The organism is Halomonas sp. E19 (assembly GCF_052439355.1).
GTDB lineage: Bacteria > Pseudomonadota > Gammaproteobacteria > Pseudomonadales > Halomonadaceae > Halomonas.
Genome location: NZ_JBNFWU010000001.1, coordinates 1,025,408 through 1,046,433 on the forward strand (window position 1 = coordinate 1,025,408; position 21,026 = coordinate 1,046,433).

At 65.6% G+C, this 21,026-nt stretch carries 19 protein-coding genes and 2 pseudogenes; all 21 read left to right on the forward strand.

Going from position 1 to position 21,026, the window contains the following annotated elements; genetic code table 11:
* The first annotated feature begins 3 nt into the window (after nucleotides 1–3).
* The 21 genes and pseudogenes from leuD (at nucleotide 4) to ACUDAL_RS05545 (ending at nucleotide 20,963) form a co-directional block, all read left to right on the forward strand.
* Nucleotides 4–651, forward strand: a complete 648-nt coding sequence (gene leuD / locus ACUDAL_RS05445; protein ID WP_444677401.1) for a 3-isopropylmalate dehydratase small subunit — start codon at nucleotides 4–6, stop codon at nucleotides 649–651.
* Between the two features lie 14 nt (nucleotides 652–665).
* Nucleotides 666–1,745 carry a 3-isopropylmalate dehydrogenase gene (leuB, locus tag ACUDAL_RS05450; RefSeq protein WP_444677402.1) on the forward strand — a complete coding sequence of 360 codons (1,080 nt, stop codon included), beginning with the start codon at nucleotides 666–668 and terminating at the stop codon, nucleotides 1,743–1,745.
* A 104-nt stretch (nucleotides 1,746–1,849) separates the two neighbouring features.
* On the forward strand, nucleotides 1,850–2,962 hold the full coding sequence (gene asd / locus ACUDAL_RS05455) for an aspartate-semialdehyde dehydrogenase (protein ID WP_444677403.1): 1,113 nt from the start codon (nucleotides 1,850–1,852) through the stop codon (nucleotides 2,960–2,962).
* 269 nt (nucleotides 2,963–3,231) lie between these two features.
* Nucleotides 3,232–4,689: a FimV/HubP family polar landmark protein gene (locus ACUDAL_RS05460; RefSeq protein ID WP_444677404.1), complete on the forward strand. Its 1,458-nt coding sequence runs from the start codon at nucleotides 3,232–3,234 to the stop codon at nucleotides 4,687–4,689.
* A 483-nt stretch (nucleotides 4,690–5,172) separates the two neighbouring features.
* Nucleotides 5,173–5,652: a hypothetical protein gene (locus tag ACUDAL_RS05465; RefSeq protein WP_444677405.1), complete on the forward strand. Its 480-nt coding sequence runs from the start codon at nucleotides 5,173–5,175 to the stop codon at nucleotides 5,650–5,652.
* A 7-nt stretch (nucleotides 5,653–5,659) separates the two neighbouring features.
* Nucleotides 5,660–6,589: a tRNA pseudouridine(38-40) synthase TruA gene (gene truA, locus ACUDAL_RS05470; protein WP_444677406.1), complete on the forward strand. Its 930-nt coding sequence runs from the start codon at nucleotides 5,660–5,662 to the stop codon at nucleotides 6,587–6,589.
* A 186-nt stretch (nucleotides 6,590–6,775) separates the two neighbouring features.
* A complete protein-coding gene (locus tag ACUDAL_RS05475) occupies nucleotides 6,776–7,849 on the forward strand; it encodes an asparagine synthetase B family protein (protein ID WP_444677407.1) in 1,074 nt (357 codons plus the stop codon).
* A gap of 97 nt (nucleotides 7,850–7,946) precedes the next feature.
* Nucleotides 7,947–8,783 carry a phosphoribosyltransferase gene (locus ACUDAL_RS05480; RefSeq protein WP_444677408.1) on the forward strand — a complete coding sequence of 279 codons (837 nt, stop codon included), beginning with the start codon at nucleotides 7,947–7,949 and terminating at the stop codon, nucleotides 8,781–8,783.
* Nucleotides 8,784–8,846: 63 nt separating this feature from the next.
* Nucleotides 8,847–9,209, forward strand: a complete 363-nt coding sequence (locus ACUDAL_RS05485) for a PqqD family protein (protein WP_444677409.1) — start codon at nucleotides 8,847–8,849, stop codon at nucleotides 9,207–9,209.
* A 112-nt stretch (nucleotides 9,210–9,321) separates the two neighbouring features.
* Nucleotides 9,322–10,299, forward strand: coding sequence for a hypothetical protein (locus tag ACUDAL_RS05490; RefSeq protein WP_444677410.1), 978 nt, complete (start codon nucleotides 9,322–9,324; stop codon nucleotides 10,297–10,299).
* Between the two features lie 54 nt (nucleotides 10,300–10,353).
* Nucleotides 10,354–10,992 (forward strand): phosphoribosylanthranilate isomerase, encoded by a 639-nt coding sequence (locus ACUDAL_RS05495; protein ID WP_444677411.1) that lies wholly within the window; start codon nucleotides 10,354–10,356, stop codon nucleotides 10,990–10,992.
* Nucleotides 10,993–11,085: 93 nt separating this feature from the next.
* Complete coding sequence (trpB, locus tag ACUDAL_RS05500) at nucleotides 11,086–12,300, forward strand: tryptophan synthase subunit beta (protein WP_444677412.1); 1,215 nt, start codon at nucleotides 11,086–11,088, stop codon at nucleotides 12,298–12,300.
* 9 nt (nucleotides 12,301–12,309) lie between these two features.
* Nucleotides 12,310–13,125, forward strand: a complete 816-nt coding sequence (trpA, locus tag ACUDAL_RS05505) for a tryptophan synthase subunit alpha (RefSeq protein WP_444677413.1) — start codon at nucleotides 12,310–12,312, stop codon at nucleotides 13,123–13,125.
* A 70-nt stretch (nucleotides 13,126–13,195) separates the two neighbouring features.
* A complete protein-coding gene (accD, locus tag ACUDAL_RS05510) occupies nucleotides 13,196–14,218 on the forward strand; it encodes an acetyl-CoA carboxylase, carboxyltransferase subunit beta (protein ID WP_444677414.1) in 1,023 nt (340 codons plus the stop codon).
* Nucleotides 14,219–14,227: 9 nt separating this feature from the next.
* Nucleotides 14,228–15,511 (forward strand): bifunctional tetrahydrofolate synthase/dihydrofolate synthase, encoded by a 1,284-nt coding sequence (folC, locus tag ACUDAL_RS05515; protein ID WP_444677415.1) that lies wholly within the window; start codon nucleotides 14,228–14,230, stop codon nucleotides 15,509–15,511.
* Between the two features lie 303 nt (nucleotides 15,512–15,814).
* Entirely contained in the window at nucleotides 15,815–16,231 is a 417-nt protein-coding gene (locus tag ACUDAL_RS05520) for an SPOR domain-containing protein (protein WP_444677416.1), read from the forward strand.
* 5 nt (nucleotides 16,232–16,236) lie between these two features.
* A complete protein-coding gene (locus tag ACUDAL_RS05525) occupies nucleotides 16,237–16,800 on the forward strand; it encodes a CvpA family protein (protein ID WP_444679317.1) in 564 nt (187 codons plus the stop codon).
* Between the two features lie 56 nt (nucleotides 16,801–16,856).
* On the forward strand, nucleotides 16,857–18,380 hold the full coding sequence (gene purF, locus ACUDAL_RS05530) for an amidophosphoribosyltransferase (RefSeq protein WP_444677417.1): 1,524 nt from the start codon (nucleotides 16,857–16,859) through the stop codon (nucleotides 18,378–18,380).
* 10 nt (nucleotides 18,381–18,390) lie between these two features.
* Nucleotides 18,391–19,585, forward strand: a pseudogene (locus ACUDAL_RS05535) (O-succinylhomoserine sulfhydrylase).
* Nucleotides 19,586–19,787: 202 nt separating this feature from the next.
* A complete protein-coding gene (locus ACUDAL_RS05540) occupies nucleotides 19,788–20,342 on the forward strand; it encodes a cytochrome b (protein WP_444677418.1) in 555 nt (184 codons plus the stop codon).
* 37 nt (nucleotides 20,343–20,379) lie between these two features.
* Nucleotides 20,380–20,963: pseudogene (locus ACUDAL_RS05545) on the forward strand (YceI family protein).
* The last annotated feature ends 63 nt before the right edge of the window (nucleotides 20,964–21,026 follow it).

The window sequence follows — 21,026 nt, forward strand, 5'->3', positions numbered from 1 at the left end:
GCCATGAGAAAGTTCGAACGCACCGAAGGGCTCGTCGCGCCGCTCGACCGGGCCAACGTCGACACCGACCTGATCATTCCCAAGCAGTTTCTGAAGTCGATCAAGCGCACCGGCTTCGGCGTCAATCTGTTCGATGAGCTGCGCTACCTCGACGAGGGGCAGCCCGGGCAGGACTGCTCACAGCGTCCGCTCAACCCGGATTTCGTGCTCAACCAGACGCGTTACCAGGGCGCCAGCGTGCTGCTCGCACAGCGCAACTTCGGCTGCGGCAGCTCCCGCGAGCACGCGCCCTGGGCATTGGAGGACTTCGGCTTCCGCGTGGTAATCGCACCGAGCTTTGCCGACATCTTCTACAACAACGCCTTCAAGAACGGCCTGCTGCTGATCACCCTGCCCGAGGATGTCATCGACCGGCTGTTCCGCGAGGTGGAAGCCAGCGAAGGCTACCGCCTCGACGTGGACCTGGAGAACCAGCGGGTGATCACCCCCGCGGGCGAGATCCTCGAGTTCGAGGTCGACGCCTTCCGCAAGCACTGTCTGCTCGAGGGGCTCGATGACATCGGCATCACGCTGCAGGACGAGGACGCCATCCGCGCCTTCGAGGTGAAGCATCGCCAGGCCCGGCCGTGGCTGTTTCGCGATACCGCTTGAACAAGGAAGCAACGATGACACGCAAGATTCTGGTACTGCCGGGTGACGGCATCGGCCCCGAGATCACCGCCGAGGCCAGCCGCATCCTCGCCGCCTGCCAGGCCCGCGGCCTCGACGTTGAGATCGAGGAAGGCCTGGTCGGTGGCGCCGCCTATGACGAACACGGCGAGCCGCTGCCCGCCGTGACCCTGGACAAGGCCAAGGCCGCCGATGCCATCCTGCTCGGCGCCGTGGGCGGACCCAAGTGGGACAAGCTCGAGGACCTCTCCAAGCGTCCCGAGAAGGGCCTGCTCGGCTTGCGCAAGAACCTCGGCCTGTTCGCCAACCTGCGCCCGGCCATTACCTACCCACAGCTGGCCAGCGCCTCCAGCCTCAAGCCCGAGCTGGTGGCCGGCCTCGACATCATGATCGTGCGCGAGCTCACCGGCGGCATCTACTTCGGTCAGCCCCGCGGCATCGAGGTGCGCGACGGCCAGCGGGTCGGCTTCAACACCTATATCTATTCCGAGAGCGAGATCGAGCGCATCGGCCGGGTCGCCTTCGAGCTGGCGCAGAAGCGCGGCAAGCGCCTGTGCAGCGTCGACAAGGCCAACGTGCTCGAGGTCACCATCCTGTGGCGCGAGGTGATGGAGCGGCTGGCGCCGGAGTACCCCGACGTCGAGCTCTCGCACATGTACGTCGACAACGCCGCCATGCAGCTGGTGCGCGCGCCCAAGCAGTTCGACGTGATGGTCACCGGCAACATGTTCGGCGACATCCTCTCCGACGCCGCGGCCATGCTCACCGGCTCCATCGGCATGCTGCCTTCGGCCTCGCTCAACGAGAGCGGTCAGGGCATGTACGAGCCGTGCCACGGCAGCGCGCCGGACATCGCCGGGAAGGGTATCGCCAACCCGCTGGCGACCATCCTCTCGGTGGCGATGATGCTGCGCTATTCGCTCTCCGAGCCCGAGCTTGCCCAGCGTATCGAAGACGCCGTGGGGAAAGTGCTGGACGAGGGCCTGCGCACCGCGGATATTGCCTCCGAAGGCACGCGTACCGTGTCCACGCGGGAAATGGGCGATGCCGTGCTGGCGGCCTTCGAGTCGCGTTGATGCCTGCTCCTTGACCCGTTGTCACAACCCCGGCCCGGGCCCGCCTGCGAGGTGGGCCCGGGTCATGTATACTATTGGCCTCATTCTTTTCAGGAGGACTTCACATGTTGAAAGTCGGTTTCGTCGGTTGGCGCGGCATGGTGGGCTCGGTACTCATGCAGCGCATGCAGGAGGACGGAGATTTCGACGGCATCGAGCCGATCTTCTTCACCACCTCCCAGGTCGGCCAGGCCGGCCCCGACATCGGCGTGGACGTGCCTCCACTCAAGGATGCCACTGACCTTGACGCGCTCAAGGCCTTGGATGTCGTGATCACCTGCCAGGGCGGTGACTACACCAAGCAGGTATATAGTGACCTGCGCCAGAGCGGCTGGAAGGGCTACTGGATCGATGCCGCCAGCACCCTGCGCATGGAGGACGAGGCGACCATCATTCTCGACCCGGTCAACCGTCGCGTCATCGACGAGCAGCTGGCGCGTGGTGCCAAGACCTTCGTCGGCGGAAACTGCACCGTCAGCCTGATGCTGATGGGGCTCGGCGGCCTGTTCGAAGCCGACCTGATCGAATGGATGACCTCCATGACCTATCAGGCCGCCTCCGGCTCTGGCGCCAAGCACATGCGCGAGCTGCTGCTGCAGATGGGCGCGCTGCGTGACAGCGTGGCCGATGAGCTGAACGACCCGGCCAGCGCCATTCTGGATATCGACCGCAGGGTCACCCAGGCCATGCGCAGCGGCGACTTCCCGGTCGACAACTTCACTGCGCCGCTCGCCGGCAGCCTGCTGCCCTGGATCGATACCAAGCTCGACAACGGCCAGAGCCGCGAGGAGTGGAAGGGCAGCGTCGAGACCAACAAGATCCTCGGCATCCAGGGCAATCCGGTTCCGATCGACGGCCTCTGCGTGCGTATCGGCGCCATGCGTTCGCACAGCCAGGCCTTCACCATCAAGCTCAAGAAAGACGTTCCGCTGGATGAGATCGAAGAGCGCATCGCCAAGCACAACGAGTGGGTCAAGGTGATTCCCAATGACAAGGAAGCCACCATTGCCGGCCTGACGCCTTCGGTCGTCACGGGCACCCTGAGCATTCCGGTGGGCCGCCTGCGCAAGCTGAACATGGGTAATGAATATCTCTCCGCGTTCACCTCAGGCGACCAGCTGCTGTGGGGTGCAGCGGAACCCCTCAAGCGTATGCTGAAGATCCTGCGCGAACAGTAATCGCGGCTAGCAAGAAAATGCGTGAAGTCCGGGGCATCCTTTTAGGATGCCCCGTTTTCTTATGCTTGAACTCAGGCGAGGTATGGTATACCGCTAAGACATATGGCTGGGTTGTCCAGGCCCGGCATGGATGACAAGAATCACTGAACGGCTACCCCTCGGGTGGCGGAGCAAGGGAACCCAATGAGACGCAAGCTGACGATCGCCATGCTGTATGCCACGGCGTCGCTAAGCCCTGCGGCGCAGGCGCTTGGGGTGGGGAGGTCGAGGTGCGTTCAACGCTGCAGATGCCGCTGCACGCCGTCATCCCTCTTACCGATACCGTGGGCCTGGAACCGGGCCTGCTGCGTGTTTCCATGGCCAGCGCACGGGACTTCGAGGCGGCAGGCCTGGTGCGCACCCCGCTGGTGACAGGTATTCGCACTGCGGTCAACCAGGCCCAGGGGCAGTGGCGAGTAGAACTGGCCAGTGAAGGCGCCATCACCGAGCCCTGGCTGGATCTGCTGCTGCGCTTCGACTGGCCTGGCGGACAGCAGCTTCGTGAAGTGACGCTGCTGCTCGACCCGCCAGGCTACGATCAACTTCCGGTGCTGGTACAGGCACCTGTCTCGGTCTCGGTCCCGCCAAGTCCTACGACGGTGGCCTCCAGCCCGTCGTCTCGACCGGTGGGCGCCGCTGCAAGGACACCAACGGGGACTGCCTGGGTGGCAAGCGGCGATACGCTCTGGAACGTGGCCACACGACTGCGCCCCGATAGCGGCATCAGCATGGACCAGATGATGATCGCCTTGGTCGAGGCTAATCCTGAGGTCTTTCCCTCGGGCAACATCAACGCCATGCGGGCGGGCTTTGCGCTGAACGTTCCCTCTCGTGAAGCCATCGCGGCGCGCACTGCCCAGGAGTCCCGCGAGATCGTGCTGGCCATGAACCAGGCTTGGGCACAGCGTGGCCGAGGGGCGCCTGTGAGCGTTCCCCTTGGCGGGGCCACGTCGGCCGTGGCGATGGCCAGCGCGGCGCCAGGAACCGTGGAGGCGGTGCCGCCCGCGCCGGATACTGGAACGGCAGCCTCGCAAGCAGCGCCTGGAGATGCCCCTCAGCTTGTGCAGCCTGAGCCGGAACCGCGCCTGACCCTGCTCAGCGATGCCGAGCTGGCCGCCGAGGGCGAAGCCGCGCCGGCACCCGCCACCGACCTGGCTGAGCAAGCCGCTGTGGAGCAAGAGCCAACCCTGCCGGTGGAAGAGCAGGCGCTGTCGGCGGAAGAGCAGCGCCTCGCCGAGCTGGAGCGCCGCTGGCAGGCCAGCCAGGATGCTCTGGCAGAGGTGCGTGTCGAGCGCGATGCGCTGCAGCAGGAGCTGGGTGGTTTGCGTGAGCAGATGGAGGCGATGCGCGAGCAGCTTGCCCTGCTGTTGGCCGGGGAGCAGGCGCGGATGCCGCCGGGCCGGGTGGCTTGTCGCCGACCCCACCGGCGGATACCCCTGGTGGGGCAGTGCCTATCAGGCGGCCGAGGAGCGAAGCCTGGTGCTGGGCGGAGCGGGCCTTGCCGCGCTGCTCGGTCTTTGGCTCTGGGTGCGCCGGCGCCGCACGGCCCAGGCAGGTCCCCTGGCCGCCTATACCACCTTGCCCCCGGTGATGGGCGATTCGCTGGCGACAGCCATGCCGGGCGGTACGGTCGCCGTGACGAACCGCCCTCCCTACACGCCCCCGGGCATGAGTGTGACAGCGGCTGACAGCGAGGTGCCAGCCCAGGCCGCCGTGCCGCAGGCAGAGGCGATCAGCGAAGTCGACATCTTCATGGCCTATGGGCGCCATGATGAAGCCAAGGCGCTGCTGGAAGCCAACCTGGCGACCGAGCCCGGTCGCCACGACCTTCGGCTGAAGCTACTGACCCTCGTGCTGGAGCAGGAGATTGGCAAACGGCCGAGCAGCAAATGCAGCGGCTCGGCGAGACGGGTGACCCCGCCCTTATGGCCGAGGCAGCGCGCTTGCTGGCCAAGCGCGGCGCTGCCAAGGAGGCCGGTGCCAAAGAGGCCGGTGCTAGCGCGGGTGCTGCCTCGGCGCGGTCCTTGGACGACCCGACAGCCCCCGTGGAAGCGCCGAAGGAGGGGGGCGACCTGCCCAGCCGTCGCGGAGAAGCCCATAGACGACGCGACAGCCCCAGTGGGGGCAACGAAGGAGGGGCTGCGACCTGCCCGGCCGTCGCGGAGAAGCCCATGGACGACGCGACTGCTCCCGCGGAAGCGCCAAAGGAAGCTGGTGTCGAGCAGCGCGAGACGCTGGCCGATGGCGAGAACGTCGTCGAACCGCCCTCGCAGAGCGAGCCGATCGCCTGGGATGTGATCGACTACAGGCCTCCCACCTTGGGGCCTGAGCCAGCGCCACGGGTGGAAACCCCGATGCAGCCGAGCATCGAATTTCCCCGTGATGAGAGCCCCCGAAACAACGCGTTCCGGGCGCCAGCCGAGGAGGCAGTGTGGGAAGTCGAGGAGGTGGCCTTCCCGCCGCTTGACCGGGATAATGGCGCGGCCCCTGCCGAGCCCTCTCCCTGGGCCGACCTCGCCGACGCACGGCGCCTGCTGGAGAGTGGCGAAATGGCGCGCGCTCGAACGCTGTTGCAGCGCTTGCTTGCCGGGGCCAAGGACGCACGCCTGCGTGACGAAGCTCAGGCGCTGATCACACTCTATCGGCTTTGATGATGGCATGACCCTGTTTCGACTTCTTGATGATCGCCGCCCCTTGCTTGGCCGCCTGGCCATGGGGGTGGAATACGACGGCAGCGCCTACTGCGGCTGGCAGCGTCTTAAGCACACCGCCTCGGTCCAGGCAGAACTGGAGCGCGCCCTTGCCAAGGTGGCCAGCCAGCCGATCACGGTACACGCCAGCGGTCGAACCGACTCCGGCGTCCATGCCACTCGCCAGGTGGTCCACTTCGATGCGCCTGTGCCACGCTCTCAGAAGGCCTGGGTATTCGGCGTCAACGCCAATCTGGCGCGTGACGTGGCAGTACGCTGGGTACGCGAGGTGCCCGACGATTTCCATGCACGGTTCAAGGCGCTGGCGCGCCGCTACCGCTACCTCATCCTCAATCAGCCGAGCCGGCCGGTGCTGGAGCGAGCCAACGTGACCTGGTGTCGCGATCCGTTGGATGCGGATGCCATGCATCGCGCCGCCCAGGCGCTGGTTGGCGAGCACGATTTTTCCAGTTTCCGTGCGGCCGGCTGCCAGTCGAAAACCCCTTGGCGGCATCTGCACTTCATCGAGGTGCAGCGGCACGGGCCACTGGTGGTGGTTGACGTGCAGGGCAACGCCTTCCTGCATCACATGGTGCGCAATATCGTCGGCGCCCTGGTCACGGTGGGGCGAGGCGAGCAGGGTGATGGCTACCTGGCCGACCTGCTGGCCTTGAAGGACCGGACACTTTCCGATGTCACGGCGCCTGCTTGCGGGCTGCATTTCGTCGACTCGCTCTACGACGAGGCCTGGGGGCTTCCGCAGGAGCCCTTGGGACCGAACCTGCTGGCTTTTCGCGGCGAATGGACAGGCGAGCGCCCCCTTCCCGACTGCCCGATGGTGGAGTTCCGCCGCGGCAGGCCGACTGCCGAATCGGCTGCACCTACCGTTAACCGCTGAAAGCCACACTATGTAGCCCTACGTGGCATTGCGATTCTTTCTGCTAGTTTGTGTGCGTCTCGGTGACGTGGTTTATTTGTCATGGATAACGAGATGGCATCGCGCCGTAAAGAAGCGGGGAGGGAACCTGCTTGGCGATGCCATCGCTCTCGTGTGCACAGTGTCAGGCAGGAGGGATGGCCTACCATGAGCGGAATTTGCGGCATCATTCAGTTGGATGGTAAGCCGGTCGAGCGCGAAGAGCTCGACCGGATGGTGGAGCGAGCGGCGTACCGAGGCCCGGATGGTATCGAAAGATACCTCGACGGCCCGCTTGGGTTGGCCTGCCTTTCCCTCGATGTCACGCCTGACGGCAGCGGTGCCTGCCACCTGGTTCGCGACGAGCGGCATGGCCTGTTGTTCATGGCGGATGCTCGCCTCGACAATCGGGCCGAATGCGAGGCCCTCTCTGGCCGGTCCGAGGGTTCCACCGATTCCGAACTGATGCTGTCGGCGCTGGTCGGCGCTCGGGAGCAAGGCCCGGGTCGCCTGCTGGGCGACTTCGCCTATGCCCTTTGGGATGCCAAGCATCGGCAGCTGCGCCTTGCCAGAGACGCCATGGGATTGCGTCCGCTCTATTATCGTGTGGAAGCGCGGCGCATCCTCTTCGCCAGCGAAATTCAGCAGATCCTCGCCGTCTCCGGCGTGCCGCGCCGCCTCAACGAGCGGGCCGTAGCCTGGCACCTGTGCTGCATGCAGACCCCGCAGGGAGAGGTCTTCTACGACGGCCTCGAGGAGGTTCGCCCCGGCGAGGAGGTTGTGATCGAGGCCTCGGCTGCCGTAAGCCGCCGCCTGTTCTGGCAGCCCGATCCGCACCATCGCCTACGCTACCGTGACGAGCGAGACTACGCCGCCCATCTGCAGGAGCTGCTGAAGACCTCGGTCAGGGCACGCCTTCGGGCACGCGATCCCGTCGGCGTCAGCCTGAGCGGTGGCGTCGACTCCACCAGCGTAGCTTCAGTGGCGGGCTGGCTACGCCAGCAAGACGAGTCGCTGCCCTCCATGCGTGCCTACAGCTGGGTGTTTCCCGAAGCGCTGGCGGAATGCGACGAGAGCGAGACCATCTATAAGGTGGCCGACCACTACCGTATCCCGGTCTCGGAGATTCCGGCGGAGCAGACCTACCCCTGGTGGACGATGCGCTCAACAGGCCGCATGAAGACGACCCCTTCTTCTCTATGTTCCAGCCCTTCATGGAGATGTCGCTGTCGGCGGCGTTGAAAGATGGGGTGAGCAGCATGTTCTACGGCTTCCGTGGCGATGTGATCTGCGGTGGCAGCGTCGAGGACCTGAATCGCTAAGCCGCTGAAGCAAGGTCATGACCTGGCAACTTCAGGTTGATGCCTTCCTGCTTCTCGATGCCGACAATGGCGCCGAGAAGCAGGTCTGTTCCCGCAAGGGTACCGAGTCGTTATTGTCCTTTACGCGTCAACCTGATGCCAAAGCTGCGCTCGAGACCCTTTGCCACGGACTCGAGGCCAATTCGCTGTGGAGCGAATTCGATGAAGTGCGCCTTGTGGCGCGTGCCGACCCGGCACCTATGCTGGCGGCATTCGGCCGCTTCAGCCCGCGCCAAAGAATGCTGCTGGGCAACCTCTCCGCAGAACTCACCGATGTCATCCAGAATCACCGTTACGTAAACTACGCCGAAGCAGAAAAGGCGGCCGAGAGGCTCGCCGCCAAGCTGTTGGCGCGTTACGGACGTGATGCGCTTGCCGAGTTTCGCTTCACGGCCATTCCGCGCGGCGGCTGGATCGTGCTGGGCATGCTCTCCTATTGCCTTGGACTGCGACACGAGCAGATCGGCCTGCCCGGCGATCTTTTCGATGACGGCGAAAGGCGAACCTGGGTGGTGGTCGATGATTGCGCGTTGTCCGGCGTGCGTTTTCGCCAGTTCCTGAGAAGCCGTGGGCTTGACTCCGTGATCTTCTGTCCCCTGTTTGCCCCGCCCGGGCTGTGCGAGGCGATTGCCCGTGCCGAACCCGGGGTGGAGGCCTGCCTCAATGCGGTGGATCTGCGCGATGTGGCGCCGGAGCGCTTTGGCCAGTCCTATCCGCAGTGGCTCGAGCGGCGCAGGGCGCGCATCGGCGAGGCAGGCGCATGGCTGGGCATCACGGAGTATGTCGCCTTCGCCTGGTGCGAGCCGCAGTCATAGTTCTGGGACAAGGAGGCGGGCTGCTATCGGGCCAGCTGGAATCTGCTACCGCCATCGCTCTCCTTGAATCGCAGGCAGGAAGCCGAGCGGCTGAGCGAGCAGCCGAAGGGTGGGGCGGTTGGGCTTACAACCCTCATGGAGCAGGGGCTGGGGCCGATTCGGGAAGCGCCGCGGGTGCTGTGGCGCGAGGTCGACGACGCCATTGCGCTGGCTCGCTTCCCCGTCGAGCCGGATGCCTCCGCTGCCTGCCTGCGGTTGGAGGGCTCGGCGGCCGAGATGTGGCGCTGCGTGCTGGCGCACGGCACGCTGGAGAGTGCCCAGTCAGCGCTGCTGGCCCGCTATGATGTCGATGCGTCTACCTTGCGCCATGACCTTGCCGCCTTCGTGGCAGAGCTCGAGAAGGGCGGCCTGTTGTCATACCGTTAAACTACCCCACTTCTGTTGCTCAGCAAGGAGCGTGGCGTCCATGCCTCCCTATCGCTATGTTCTTTTCGGTTTCTGCCTGGAAACGACATACCGCTTCCGTACCCCCATGACGGTGGCCCCGCTCGGCAGCGATGTCGATTTGCGCTTTCAACTGGTTGCGTCGCCGCAGGTGCAGGAATTCGATGCCGCTGCGTGCCTGTTCCAGAGCGCGGCGGTGAACCACCATGGAGAGAGCAGCGTGCAAGGGTATGCCACCGCGACGGGTGTGGTCATGCGCTTCCCGCGTATCGCGGATTTCTGGCTGAGCACCGGCGTAATCCGCTGCGAGCTGCACGACCCCGAGCTGGAATTCATGGTCGAGATCTGCCTGCTTGGGCATGTGATGGCTTATTACCTCGAGCTTTGTGGCATGGCGGCGCTGCATGCCGGGGCGGTAAGGCAGGGCGACAAGGCGGTGCTGTTCGCCGCGGATCGCACCGGAGGCAAGAGCACCATGGTGACGTCGCTGGTGAAGGCGGGGTTTCCGCTGCTGGCCGACGATATCTCAGCCTTGGCCTGGCAGGACGGCAAGGTTATGTGTCGCCATGGATTTCCTCAGATGAAGCTGACCCCCGAACAGATCGCGCGTTTCGTGGCCAAGGCCGAAGCTGAAAACTTTCCGCTGGTGCACCCTTCCTTTGCCAAGCTCAGCGTGCCGGCCGATAGGGTGGGCCGGGTTGTCTCGACCTCCCTGCCGGTCGCCTGCATCTACCTGTTGCAGCGCTATCTACCAGGCTCGGAGGCGGGGGAGGGTGCACGAGTGAGAATCGAACCGGTGCCGGCAGGCGAAGCCATGATCCAGCTGATCCGTCATGCCTTTCTGGCCAATACGCTCGGCTCCCACGCCGACTGTGCCCTGCTTGGGCCGACGCCGAAGGGTGTCGAGAACGACCTCAAGGCCAGCCGTTTTCATCTCGTGGCACGCATCACGCGTTCTGTGGCGGTCAGGCGCTTATGGTACCCTAGCGGCTACGAATATCTGCCTGCCGTGCACCGGGCCATTGCGGCCGATCTGGCCGCAATCGAGGCCAGCGACCGACAGACGGCGTAATCAGGACGACGTTTCCGTGCGTGCCCGGCGCGGGAGAGCGCTTTGAGGTAGTCGATGAGCCTGTTTGATCGCCATGTAACGCCCCATGCTCAGGCGCGTACGCGCATCAAGTTCTGCGGACTGACCAACACCCAGGATGTAATCGAAGCGGTATCCGTCGGTGCCGACGCGCTGGGCTTCGTGCTCTGGCCCGGCAGTCGCCGCCACGTCGATGTGTCGCGTCTGGCGGACCTGGTCGCTAACGTGCCCGCCTTCGTCACCCGGGTGGGCCTGTTCGTCGATCAGCCTGCCGAGCAAATCCGCAGCGCCTGCCACCATCTCGACCTGCTGCAGTTCCACGGTGACGAGTCCCCGGACTTCTGTGCCGGTTTCGACCGCCCCTGGATCAAGGCGCTGCGCATGCGCGACGACCTCGACCTGGCCGCTGCCGCCGAAGCCTACGCGGGTGCTCAGGCGCTGTTGCTGGACGCTTACCGGCCCGGCGTGCCGGGTGGAACCGGGGAAACCTTCGACTGGTCGCGAATCCCCGCAAGCCTGAAAAAACCTGTTATTCTCGCCGGTGGGCTGACCCCGGACAACGTGGCCGATGCCGTCGAGCGCGTGTCACCCTTCGCGGTGGATGTTTCCGGCGGCGTCGAAGCCGAACAGGGCCGCAAGGACCCCGCCACCTGGCGGCCTTCGCTGCGGCAGTGACCCAGGCCGATCGCAAGCGCCTGGGCTGAATGCCACGTTGCTCAAGCCCGACCCAACCCCTGTCCCTTATGGCGACCCTGTGAGGTGTCTTTAGTGAGCAAGTTCAGCGACCTGACCCGACTGCCGGATGCCCGCGGCCATTTCGGCCCCTACGGCGGCCGGTTCGTCTCGGAGACCCTGAGCTTCGCCCTGGACGATCTGGAGAAGACCTACCTGCGTCTTCGCGACGATCCGGACTTTCAGGCCGAATTCGACTACGACCTGGCCCATTACGTAGGCCGTCCCTCTCCGCTCTATCATGCGGAGCGATGGTCGAAGCAGCTCGGCGGGGCGCGGATCTGGCTCAAGCGCGAGGACCTCAACCACACTGGCGCGCACAAGGTGAACAACACCATCGGCCAGGCGCTGCTGGCCAAGATGAGCGGCAAGCCGCGCGTCATCGCCGAGACTGGCGCGGGCCAGCACGGTGTGGCCACGGCCACCGTGGCGGCCCGGCTGGGGCTCAAGTGCGATGTCTACATGGGTGCCGAGGACGTGCAGCGCCAGAAGCTCAACGTCTATCGCATGCGCTTGCTCGGAGCCAACGTGATCCCGGTGGAGTCGGGCACCCGCACGCTCAAGGACGCCATGAATGAGGCGCTGCGCGACTGGGTCACCAACGTCGACGATACCTTCTATATCATTGGCACCGTGGCCGGCCCGCATCCGTACCCGATGCTGGTGCGCGACTTCAACGCAGTGGTTGGCCGCGAGGCGCGCCGCCAGTCGCTGGAGGAGTTCGGCAAGCTGCCCGATGCGCTGATCGCCTGCGTGGGCGGCGGCTCCAATGCCATGGGCCTGTTCTACCCCTTCGTCGAAGACGACGATGTCGTCATGTACGGCGTCGAGGCCGGTGGCGACGGCGTCGATACCGGCCGTCACGCAGCACCGCTGACCTCCAACGCGCCGCGTGGCGTGCTGCACGGCAACCGTACCTACTTGATGTCGGACGAGGGCGGCCAGGTCTCGCATACCCACTCCATCTCGGCGGGCCTGGACTATCCGGGCGTGGGTCCGGAGCACGCGCTGTGGAAGGATGTCGGACGCGTGCAGTACGTGGCCGCCAACGACGATGCCGTGCTCGAGGCGTTTCGTGAGCTGACCCGGGTCGAGGGCATCATGCCGGCGCTCGAGTCCGCCCATGCCCTGGCCTATGCCAAGCAGCTGGCGCCGACACTGCGGCCCGACCAGAACATCGTGGTCAACCTTTCCGGCCGCGGCGACAAGGATATTCTCACCGTCGCCAAGCTCGACGGCATCGAGATCTAAGGGGACAAGATGAACCGTATCGACCAACGTTTCGCCGAGCTCAAGGCCCAGGGCCGACGCGCGCTGATCCCCTATCTCACCGCCGGCGATCCGGCCCCGCAGTACACCGTCGGCTTCCTGCATGCGCTGGTGGAAGCGGGCGCCGACGTGCTCGAGCTGGGGGTGCCGTTCTCCGATCCCATGGCCGATGGCCCGGTGATCCAGAAGGCCTGCGAGCGTGCGCTCAAGCATGACGTACGCCTGACCCATCTGTTCGAGATGGTGCGTGAGTTCCGCCGTCAAGACAGCGAGACGCCCATCGTGCTGATGGGCTATCTCAACCCCGTCGAGCGCATCGGCTTCGAGGCCTTCGCCGAGCAGGCGGCGGCGGCGGGCGTCGACGGCGTGCTGACCGTGGACATGCCGCCGGAGGAAGCCGATGAATTCGGCCCGCTGCTCAAGCGCCATGGCCTGGCCTCGATCTTTCTCGTCGCCCCTACCACTTCGCAGGAGCGGGCCGCTACAATATGCGCCCACGGCGAGGGCTATCTCTACTACGTGGCGCTCAAGGGCGTGACCGGCGCCGCTACGCTCAATGCCGAAGACGTGGCCGAGCACCTTGCGCCGCTGCGTGAGCTGACCACCCTGCCGCTGTGCGTCGGGTTCGGCATTCGCGACGGCGCCTCGGCGGCCGAGGTCGGCAAGGTGGCCGACGGCGTCATCGTCGGCAGTGCCCTGGTCAGCCGTATCGCCGAAAACGCCGAGCGTCCGGAAGCGATTGCCGACGAGCTCAAGGCGGTGCTGGGCGAGATGCGCCAGGCGCTGGACGCGCTGCCACCACGATAAGCTTCGCCCACGGTTCTGACTCAAACGCCCGGTACAGCCGGGCGCTACAGCATACGGAAGTCTTTCTGACATGAGCTGGCTCGACAAGATCGTACCCTCAATGGGACGGATTCAGCGCAAGGACCGGCGGGCGAGCGTGCCCGACGGCCTGTGGCGCAAGTGCCCCAAATGCGAGGCAGTGCTCTACCTGCCCGAACTGGAGAAGCACCACAACGTCTGCCCCAAGTGCGACCACCACCTGCGCCTGACGGCGCGCAAGCGGCTCGACTGGTTCCTGGACAAGGAAGGGCGCGAGGAGATCTCGGCCGACCTCGAGCCGGTGGACCGCCTCAAGTTCCGCGATTCCAAGAAATACAAGGACCGCCTCAATGCGGCCCAGAAAGAAACCGGCGAGAAGGATGCCCTGGTGGCCATGCGCGGGAGCCTGAACGGCCTGCCGGTGGTGGTGGTGGCCTTCGAGTTCTCGTTCATGGGCGGTTCCATGGGGGCCGTGGTGGGCGAGAAATTCGTTCGTGCCGCTACCCTGGCGCTTGAGGAGCGGATTCCGTTCATCTGTTTCTCGGCCTCGGGCGGCGCGCGCATGCAGGAGGCGCTGTTCTCGCTGATGCAGATGGCCAAGACCTCGGCGGCGCTGGAGCGCCTGCGCCAGGCCGGCGTGCCCTATATCTCGGTGCTCACCGACCCGGTATTCGGCGGCGTCTCGGCGTCGCTGGCGATGCTCGGCGACCTCAACGTGGCCGAACCCAATGCACTGATCGGATTCGCCGGTCCGCGCGTCATCGAGCAGACCGTGCGCGAGAAGCTGCCAGAGGGCTTCCAGCGCAGTGAATTCCTGCTTGAGCACGGCACGGTGGACATGATCGTACCGCGCGGCGAGATGCGTGACCGCCTGGGGGCGGTGCTGCGCAAGCTGACCCACCAGCCGCCTCTGGGGCTGGAGGAAGCGGAAATGCCGGAGGCGGAGCGGATGGAGGAGGCCAGCGCCGAGCGGATCGAGGAGGGCGACTATCTTGCCGCCGAGCCCGATGCACCGGATGCCGATGAGGCGCACCAGCCGTCCAACGCTCCCGATCGCAACGACACGGCGCGCTGATCCTACGTGATGCCTTCCCCGTCATCGCGCACGCTGGACGCCTGGCACGGCTATCTGGAACAGGTCCATCCGGTGGGCATCGACCTCGGCCTCGACAGAGTAGCCGAGGTCGCTCGCCGCATGGGCCTGCTGCAAAAGCGCCTGGCGTCCCGCATCATCACCGTGGCCGGTACCAACGGTAAGGGTTCTACCGTCGCCATGCTCGAGGCCTTGGGCAGGGCGCATGGGCTCTCGACGGCTGCCTACACCTCCCCGCATCTGTTGCGCTACAACGAACGCCTGCGCTTGGACGGCGATGACGCCGACGATGCCACGCTGGTGGCCGGCTTCGAGGCCGTGGAAACGGCAAGGCAACAGGCGCCCGTGGTCAGTCTGACCTACTTCGAGGCAGGCACGCTGGCGGCGTTCTGGGCCATTGCGCAACGGTCGCCCGATCTTGCCGTGCTCGAGGTCGGCCTCGGTGGGCGGCTCGACGCGGTCAACGTGATCGATGCCGATGTGGCCGTCATCACCACCATTGCGCTCGATCACGCCGACTTCCTTGGTAGCGATCTCGAGGGTATCGGCCGCGAAAAGGCCGGTATATTGCGTTCCTCGCGTCCTGCAATTCTTGGCAGCCGAGCCTTGCCTGAAAGCGTTCGTGGCGTGGCCGAAGGGCTGGGGGCACCCGTCTCGGCGCTCGGCGAAGCCTTTACCTGGCAAGGCGACAGCGAAACCTGGCGCTGGCAGGGCACTAGCGCGTCGGGCGGTGGTCTGAGCCTGGACGACTTGCCCGATCCGGGGCTGCCGCTGGACAATGCCGCCACCGCGCTGCAGGCGCTGGCCGCCGCCGACGTGGCTCTGGACCCAGCGTGCTGCCGCCGAGCCTTGCGCGGCGTCACGCTGCCGGGCCGCATGCAGTGGCTGGGCCAGTGGTGTCTGGACGTGGGCCACAATCCTCATGCGGCGACCTACCTGGCCCAGCGGCTGGCAGCACTGCCCAGCGCGGGGCGTACCTGGGTGCTGCTGGGCATGCTGGCCGACAAGGATGCCGATGGCGTGATAGCGGCGCTGGCGCCGGCTGTCGACGCTTGGGTAGCGGTAGGCCTGGCCGGCGAGCGCGGCCGCAGCGCCGAAGACCTGGCGCATCGCCTGCAGGCCAGGGGCGAGCAGGTGGCCTGGCAGGCGGATTCGCCCGAGGCGGGCGCCGCGTGGCTGTCGGAGCGCCTGGCGGCAGAGGATCGTGTACTGGTCTGCGGCTCCTTCTTTACCGTTGCGGCCGTTCTGACATGGCGGCAACAGCAGACAGCATAGCCAGGGGCAGGAGGGCATGATGAAGTACGGAATGCGCGAGAGGATCAGCGGGGCCGTCATACTGGTCGCGCTGGCCATCATCTTTGTACCGATGCTGTTTGACGAACCGGCGCCGCGCGACGAACGTCCTCAGCCCGTTTTCACTATCGAGCAGCCGGTGCCGGTCGAGCGTCGCGACGTGCCCGATCCACAGCCGCCTGCCAGCCTCGGTCAGATTCGCACGCCGGGCAGCACCTTGGTCGAAGCGCCGGTCGAGCCTGGTGAGCCCGTAGCAGAGCCTGAGCCTCAAGTGCAGGTCCCCCCGTGGTGGAACCACCCGCGTCGGCACCGGCCCAAGCCGCGCAAGCGCCGGCCGTGGTCACACCGCCGGCGCCCCAGCCCTCGACGCCGCCGGCCCAGGCCGACCCCATTGCCGACCTGGCGCGGCAGGCATCGCAGCGCGTCGAAACCGCCCAGGCGCCTAGCACCGCGCCTTCGCCCACGGCAGCGTCGGGCGAGTGGGCGGTGCAGGTCGGCAGCTTTGGCGAGGCGGGAAATGCCGAGCGGCTGCAGGCGCGCCTGCGCGAAGAGGGGTTCTCGGCCTACAGCCGCAGACGGGATAACAACATGACCACGGTCTATGTGGGTCCCTATGCTTCGTCGGAGGCCGGTGAGCGGGCCATGACCGAGCTCAAGGAGCGTGCCAATCTCCAGGGGCTGCTGGTGCGGGTGAGAGAGTGAACGAGATGATGTTGACCTGGCTCGACTGGCTCTTCCTCGCCGTGCTGGCGGTGTCGACCCTGGCGGGGTTCATGCGTGGACTCGTTCGCGAAGGGCTGGGGCTGGCGGCCTGGATCATCGCGCTGCTGGCTGCCCGCCTGCTCGCCGAGCCGGTGGCGGACATGCTGTCCGGGCTGATCGAAAGCCCCGATGGACGGCTGGTGCTGGCCTTCGTGCTGGTGATTCTTGGCGTCGTGCTGCTGTGCGGTATCGTGATCCGTATGGTGCACGCAGCGGTGGAGTGGGTGGGCATGGGCCTGCTCAACCGGGTGGCCGGGGCCTGCTTCGGGATGGCTCGCGGCGGCGCGGTGCTGGTGCTGGCCACCATCCTCATCAGCCTGACGCCGCTTGGACAGCTGCAGGCCTGGCAGCAGGCGCAGCTGCGACCGACCTTCGAACAGCTGCGCGACTGGTCGGTCAGCCAGCTCGAGGCCTGGGAGGGGCGTGTGCCCAACAGCCCACAGGACTGGCGCAACCTGTCCTGGCCGGAGCGCGGCAACGGCGCCGCGCCTGGCGAACCCCAGAATTGACCCATGCATTTCTTACGCCGGCCGCGGCCGGCATCCTGCAAGCGAGGTAAGGTGGAATGTGCGGTATCGTAGGCCTTCTGGCCAAGCAGACCGTGAATCAGGCGATCTATGATGCGCTGACGGTGCTGCAGCACCGCGGCCAGGATGCCGCCGGCATGATGACCTGGAGCGATGGCCGCTTCTTGCTGCGCAAAAGCAACGGTCTGGTACGCGACGTGTTCCACACCCGCCATATGGCGCGCCTGCAGGGCAACCTGGGGATTGGCCATGTGCGCTACCCCACCGCCGGTTCGTCCAGCGAGGCGGAATCCCAGCCGTTCTACGTCAACTCGCCCTACGGCATTGCGCTGGCGCACAACGGCAACTTGACCAACTCCGAACAGCTCAAGCAGGAGCTGTTCTCCTCGGACCTGCGCCATATCAACACCAGCTCCGACTCCGAGGTGCTGCTCAACGTCTTCGCTCATGAGCTTGGCAAGCAGGGCTTTCACCTGTCGCCCGGCGACATCTTCGATGCGGTACGCCGCGTGCATCGACGCTGCCGCGGTGGCTATGCTGCCGTAGCGATCATTAATGGCGTCGGCCTGGTTGCGTTCCGCGACCCCAACGGCATCCGCCCGGTGGTGTTCGGCACCCGCGACGAAGGCAATGGCCAGGAGGTGATGATCGCCTCCGAGTCGGTGGCCCTGGACGTCGGCGGCTTCGAGCTGCATCGCGACCTGGCGCCGGGTGAAGCGATCTTCGTCGACATGCAGGGTGAGTTCCACACCCAGCAGTGTGCCGATGCTCCGCTGCTGGCTCCCTGTATTTTCGAGCACGTCTACCTGGCGCGCCCCGACACGATTCTCGATGGCGCCTACGTCTACGGTACCCGTATGCAGATGGGGCGCAAGCTGGGCGACCGCATTCGCAGCGAGTGGCCGGAACACGACATCGACGTGGTGATCCCCATTCCGGACACCTCGCGGACCTCGGCGCTGGAGCTGGCCCAGCACCTGGGCGTGACCTACCGCGAAGGCTTCATGAAGAACCGCTACATCGGTCGTACCTTCATCATGCCGGGGCAGACCCAGCGCAAGAAATCGGTACGCCAGAAGCTCAACGCCATCGGCGTCGAGTTCAAGGGCAAGAACGTTCTGCTGGTGGATGACTCCATCGTGCGCGGCACCACCTGCAAGCAGATCATCCAGATGGCGCGCGATGCCGGTGCCAACAAGGTCTACTTCGCCTCGGCGGCTCCCCCGGTGCGCTACCCCAATGTCTACGGCATCGACATGCCGGCAGCCTCGGAGCTGATTGCCCATGGTCGCAGCGAGGCCGAGGTGGGTGAGCTGATCGGCGCCGACCGCATCTTCTACCAGGACCTGGAGGACCTCAAGGCAGCCTGTCGAGAAGTGAACCCGCACCTAGAGATCTTCGACTGCTCCGTGTTTGATGGCCGCTACATTACCGGCGACATCGACGCCGGCTACCTCTCGGCCCTGGAAGCCTCCCGCAACGACTCCGCCAAGCAAGAGCAGAGCGTCGGTGCGCATGCGCTCGTGGGCATGCACAATCAGGATGACGACATCGACGATTGAGGTGGTCAGGATGTACGACGAAACCCCCGATGACACGCAGTGGGCGCTGGAAACCCTGGCCATTCGCGCCGGCCACCAGCGCACCCATGAGCAGGAGCACGGCGAGCCGATCTTTCCGACCTCGAGCTTCGTCTATGGCAGCGCCGCGGAAGCGGCGCGCAAGTTTGGTGGCGAAGAGCCGGGCAACATCTACTCTCGCTTCACCAATCCAACGGTGCACACCTTCGAGCGACGCCTGGCAGCGCTGGAGGGCGGCGAGCGCTGCGTGGCGACCAGCTCCGGCATGGCGGCGATCCTCTCCACGGTGCTCGCCCTGCTGAAGAGCGGCGACGAGATCGTGGCGTCACGCTCGCTGTTCGGCTCCACGATCAGCCTGTTCGACAAGTACTTCGGCAAGCTTGGCATTACCACCCGCTATGTCGAGCTGGCCGACCTGGCCGCCTGGGAGTCGGCGATCACGCCGCAGACGCGGCTGCTGTTCGCCGAGACGCCCTCCAATCCGCTCTCCGAGCTGGTCGATATCGCCGCGCTGGCTGAGATCGCCCAGCGCCACGGCGCGCTGCTGGCCATCGACAACTGCTTCCTTACGCCCGCGCTGCAGACTCCGCTGGCGCTCGGGGCCGACCTGGTCATCCATTCGGCCACCAAGTACCTGGACGGGCAGGGTCGCGCTGTGGGGGGGCGGTGGTGGGCCGTCACAAGGAACTCGAGGAGGTCTTTGGCGTGGTGCGCACCTGCGGTCCCTGCCTGAGCCCCTTCAACGCCTGGATCTTCACCAAGGGCCTGGAGACGCTCAGCTTGCGCATGCGCGCCCACTGTGCCAGCGCCCTGGCGCTGGCCGAATGGCTTCAGGCGCATCCGGCGGTGGCCAAGGTGCACTACAGTGGCCTGGTCGACCATCCGCAGCATGCCTTGGCCAAGCGTCAGCAGGGGGCGTTCGGTGCGGTGCTAGGCTTTGAGGTCAAGGGGGGCGCGAGGCGGCCTGGTCGGTGATCGATGCCACGCGTCTGCTCTCCATCACCGGCAACCTGGGCGACGTGAAGTCCACCATCACCCATCCGGCTACCACGACGCACGGGCGCCTCTCCGAACCGCAGAAGGAGGCGGCGGGTATCCGCGAGGGGCTGGTGCGGATCGCGGTGGGGCTCGAGGCGTTCGACGACATTCGCGCCGACCTTGCACGCGGGCTCGATCGGCTCGGCTGAGGCATCTTCGCGCTTGCCAGCAGCCTTTCTTAATTGCGGGGCGACACCTACAGGTGTCGCCCGCTGTCTGTCGTGCGCCAGACCGCCTACGCTGTCACAGCGACGAGCGATTTTTACGAACGCTGTGTTCGGCTTTTTCAGCAGAAGCAAATGATGCGCTGCGGTACGCTTTGCCTATCAATCGGATCGCTGGAGCCAGGCAATGTGGCGCAATACCCGAACGGGGTGGGGTTTGATCAGCATGAGCCTGCATTGGCTCAGCGCGCTCGTCATCGTCGGTCTTTTCCTATTGGGCTGGTGGATGACCGGGCTCGGCTATTTCGACCCCTGGTACAACCGCGCACCTTGGTGGCATCGCTCCATCGGGATTCTGCTGCTGTTTGCCACCCTGCTGCGCCTCGCCTGGCGCCTGTGGCAGCCCACGCCGCAGGCGCGGGGGAACCGGTTTGAGCGGCTGGCGGCCCACCTGGGCCATGTGCTGCTCTACGTCCTGCTGCTGGTGGTCATGCTGAGCGGTTACCTGATCTCTACCGCGCGGGGGCGTGGCATCAGCGTCTTCGACTGGTTCGAGGTGCCGGCCTTGATCAGCCATCTGCCTAACCAGGCCGCCATTGCCGGTGAGATTCACTGGTACAGCGCCCTTGCCCTGATGCTGCTGGCCGCCGGTCATGTTCTGGCTGCCTTGAAGCACCATTTCGTCAATCGTGATGATACCCTGGCGCGCATGCTGACTCCGGCACGTGCACGTCGACATTGAACGCCCGCCCGGCGGGTGGTAACCAAGGAGAGACCTCATGTTCAAGAAAGCCGCACTCGTCACCGCGCTGAGCGCTGCTGCGCTGGCCACGGCCGGCCAGGCCCTCGCCGAAGAGTACATTGTGGATACCGAAGGGCAGCATGCCTTCATCCAATTCAAGATCAATCACTTGGGGTATTCCTACATTCTCGGCAACTTCGAGGAGTTCCAGGGTCGTTTCCACTATGACGCCGATGATCTTGAGTCAGCCAGCGTCGAGATGGAGGTGCAGGTCAACAGCCTCAACTCCAACCATGCCGAGCGTGACCGCCACTTCCTGAGCGACGATTTCCTCAGCGCCGGCCAGTACCCGACTGCCACCTTCGTCTCCACTGGCTTCGAGCCGACCGGCGACAACGAAGGCGTGCTCACCGGCGACCTGACCCTGAAGGGCGAGACCCGTGAAATCGAGATGCCCGTGCGCCTGATGGGCGAGGGCGAAGATCCTGGGGCAACTACCGTGCCGGCTTCGAGGGCTCGACCATGCTGACACTGGCCGATTTCGGCATCGACATGAGCGATTTCCCTGAAGTGATGCATGAGCTGGAGCTCTATGTGACTTTCGAAGGCGTTCGTCAGTAATAATCGCTGACGCTGCCTGCGCCACCGCCGGTTCTGCCGGCGGTGGCGTTGTGCGTTATACGA

Excerpts from the sequence above, each read along its gene's own strand:
- ACUDAL_RS05525 (WP_444679317.1), top strand. The coding sequence starts at position 16,237 with ATGATGTTGACCTGGCTCGACTGGCTCTTCCTCGCCGTGCTGGCGGTG.
- ACUDAL_RS05495 (WP_444677411.1), top strand. The coding sequence starts at position 10,354 with ATGAGCCTGTTTGATCGCCATGTAACGCCCCATGCTCAGGCGCGTACG.
- ACUDAL_RS05475 (WP_444677407.1), top strand. The coding sequence starts at position 6,776 with ATGAGCGGAATTTGCGGCATCATTCAGTTGGATGGTAAGCCGGTCGAG.
- leuD (WP_444677401.1), top strand. The coding sequence starts at position 4 with ATGAGAAAGTTCGAACGCACCGAAGGGCTCGTCGCGCCGCTCGACCGG.
- folC (WP_444677415.1), top strand. The coding sequence starts at position 14,228 with ATGCCTTCCCCGTCATCGCGCACGCTGGACGCCTGGCACGGCTATCTG.
- leuB (WP_444677402.1), top strand. The coding sequence starts at position 666 with ATGACACGCAAGATTCTGGTACTGCCGGGTGACGGCATCGGCCCCGAG.
- ACUDAL_RS05465 (WP_444677405.1), top strand. The coding sequence starts at position 5,173 with ATGGACGACGCGACTGCTCCCGCGGAAGCGCCAAAGGAAGCTGGTGTC.
- ACUDAL_RS05540 (WP_444677418.1), top strand. The coding sequence starts at position 19,788 with ATGTGGCGCAATACCCGAACGGGGTGGGGTTTGATCAGCATGAGCCTG.
- purF (WP_444677417.1), top strand. The coding sequence starts at position 16,857 with ATGTGCGGTATCGTAGGCCTTCTGGCCAAGCAGACCGTGAATCAGGCG.
- ACUDAL_RS05480 (WP_444677408.1), top strand. The coding sequence starts at position 7,947 with ATGACCTGGCAACTTCAGGTTGATGCCTTCCTGCTTCTCGATGCCGAC.
- truA (WP_444677406.1), top strand. The coding sequence starts at position 5,660 with ATGACCCTGTTTCGACTTCTTGATGATCGCCGCCCCTTGCTTGGCCGC.
- trpA (WP_444677413.1), top strand. The coding sequence starts at position 12,310 with ATGAACCGTATCGACCAACGTTTCGCCGAGCTCAAGGCCCAGGGCCGA.
- asd (WP_444677403.1), top strand. The coding sequence starts at position 1,850 with ATGTTGAAAGTCGGTTTCGTCGGTTGGCGCGGCATGGTGGGCTCGGTA.
- accD (WP_444677414.1), top strand. The coding sequence starts at position 13,196 with ATGAGCTGGCTCGACAAGATCGTACCCTCAATGGGACGGATTCAGCGC.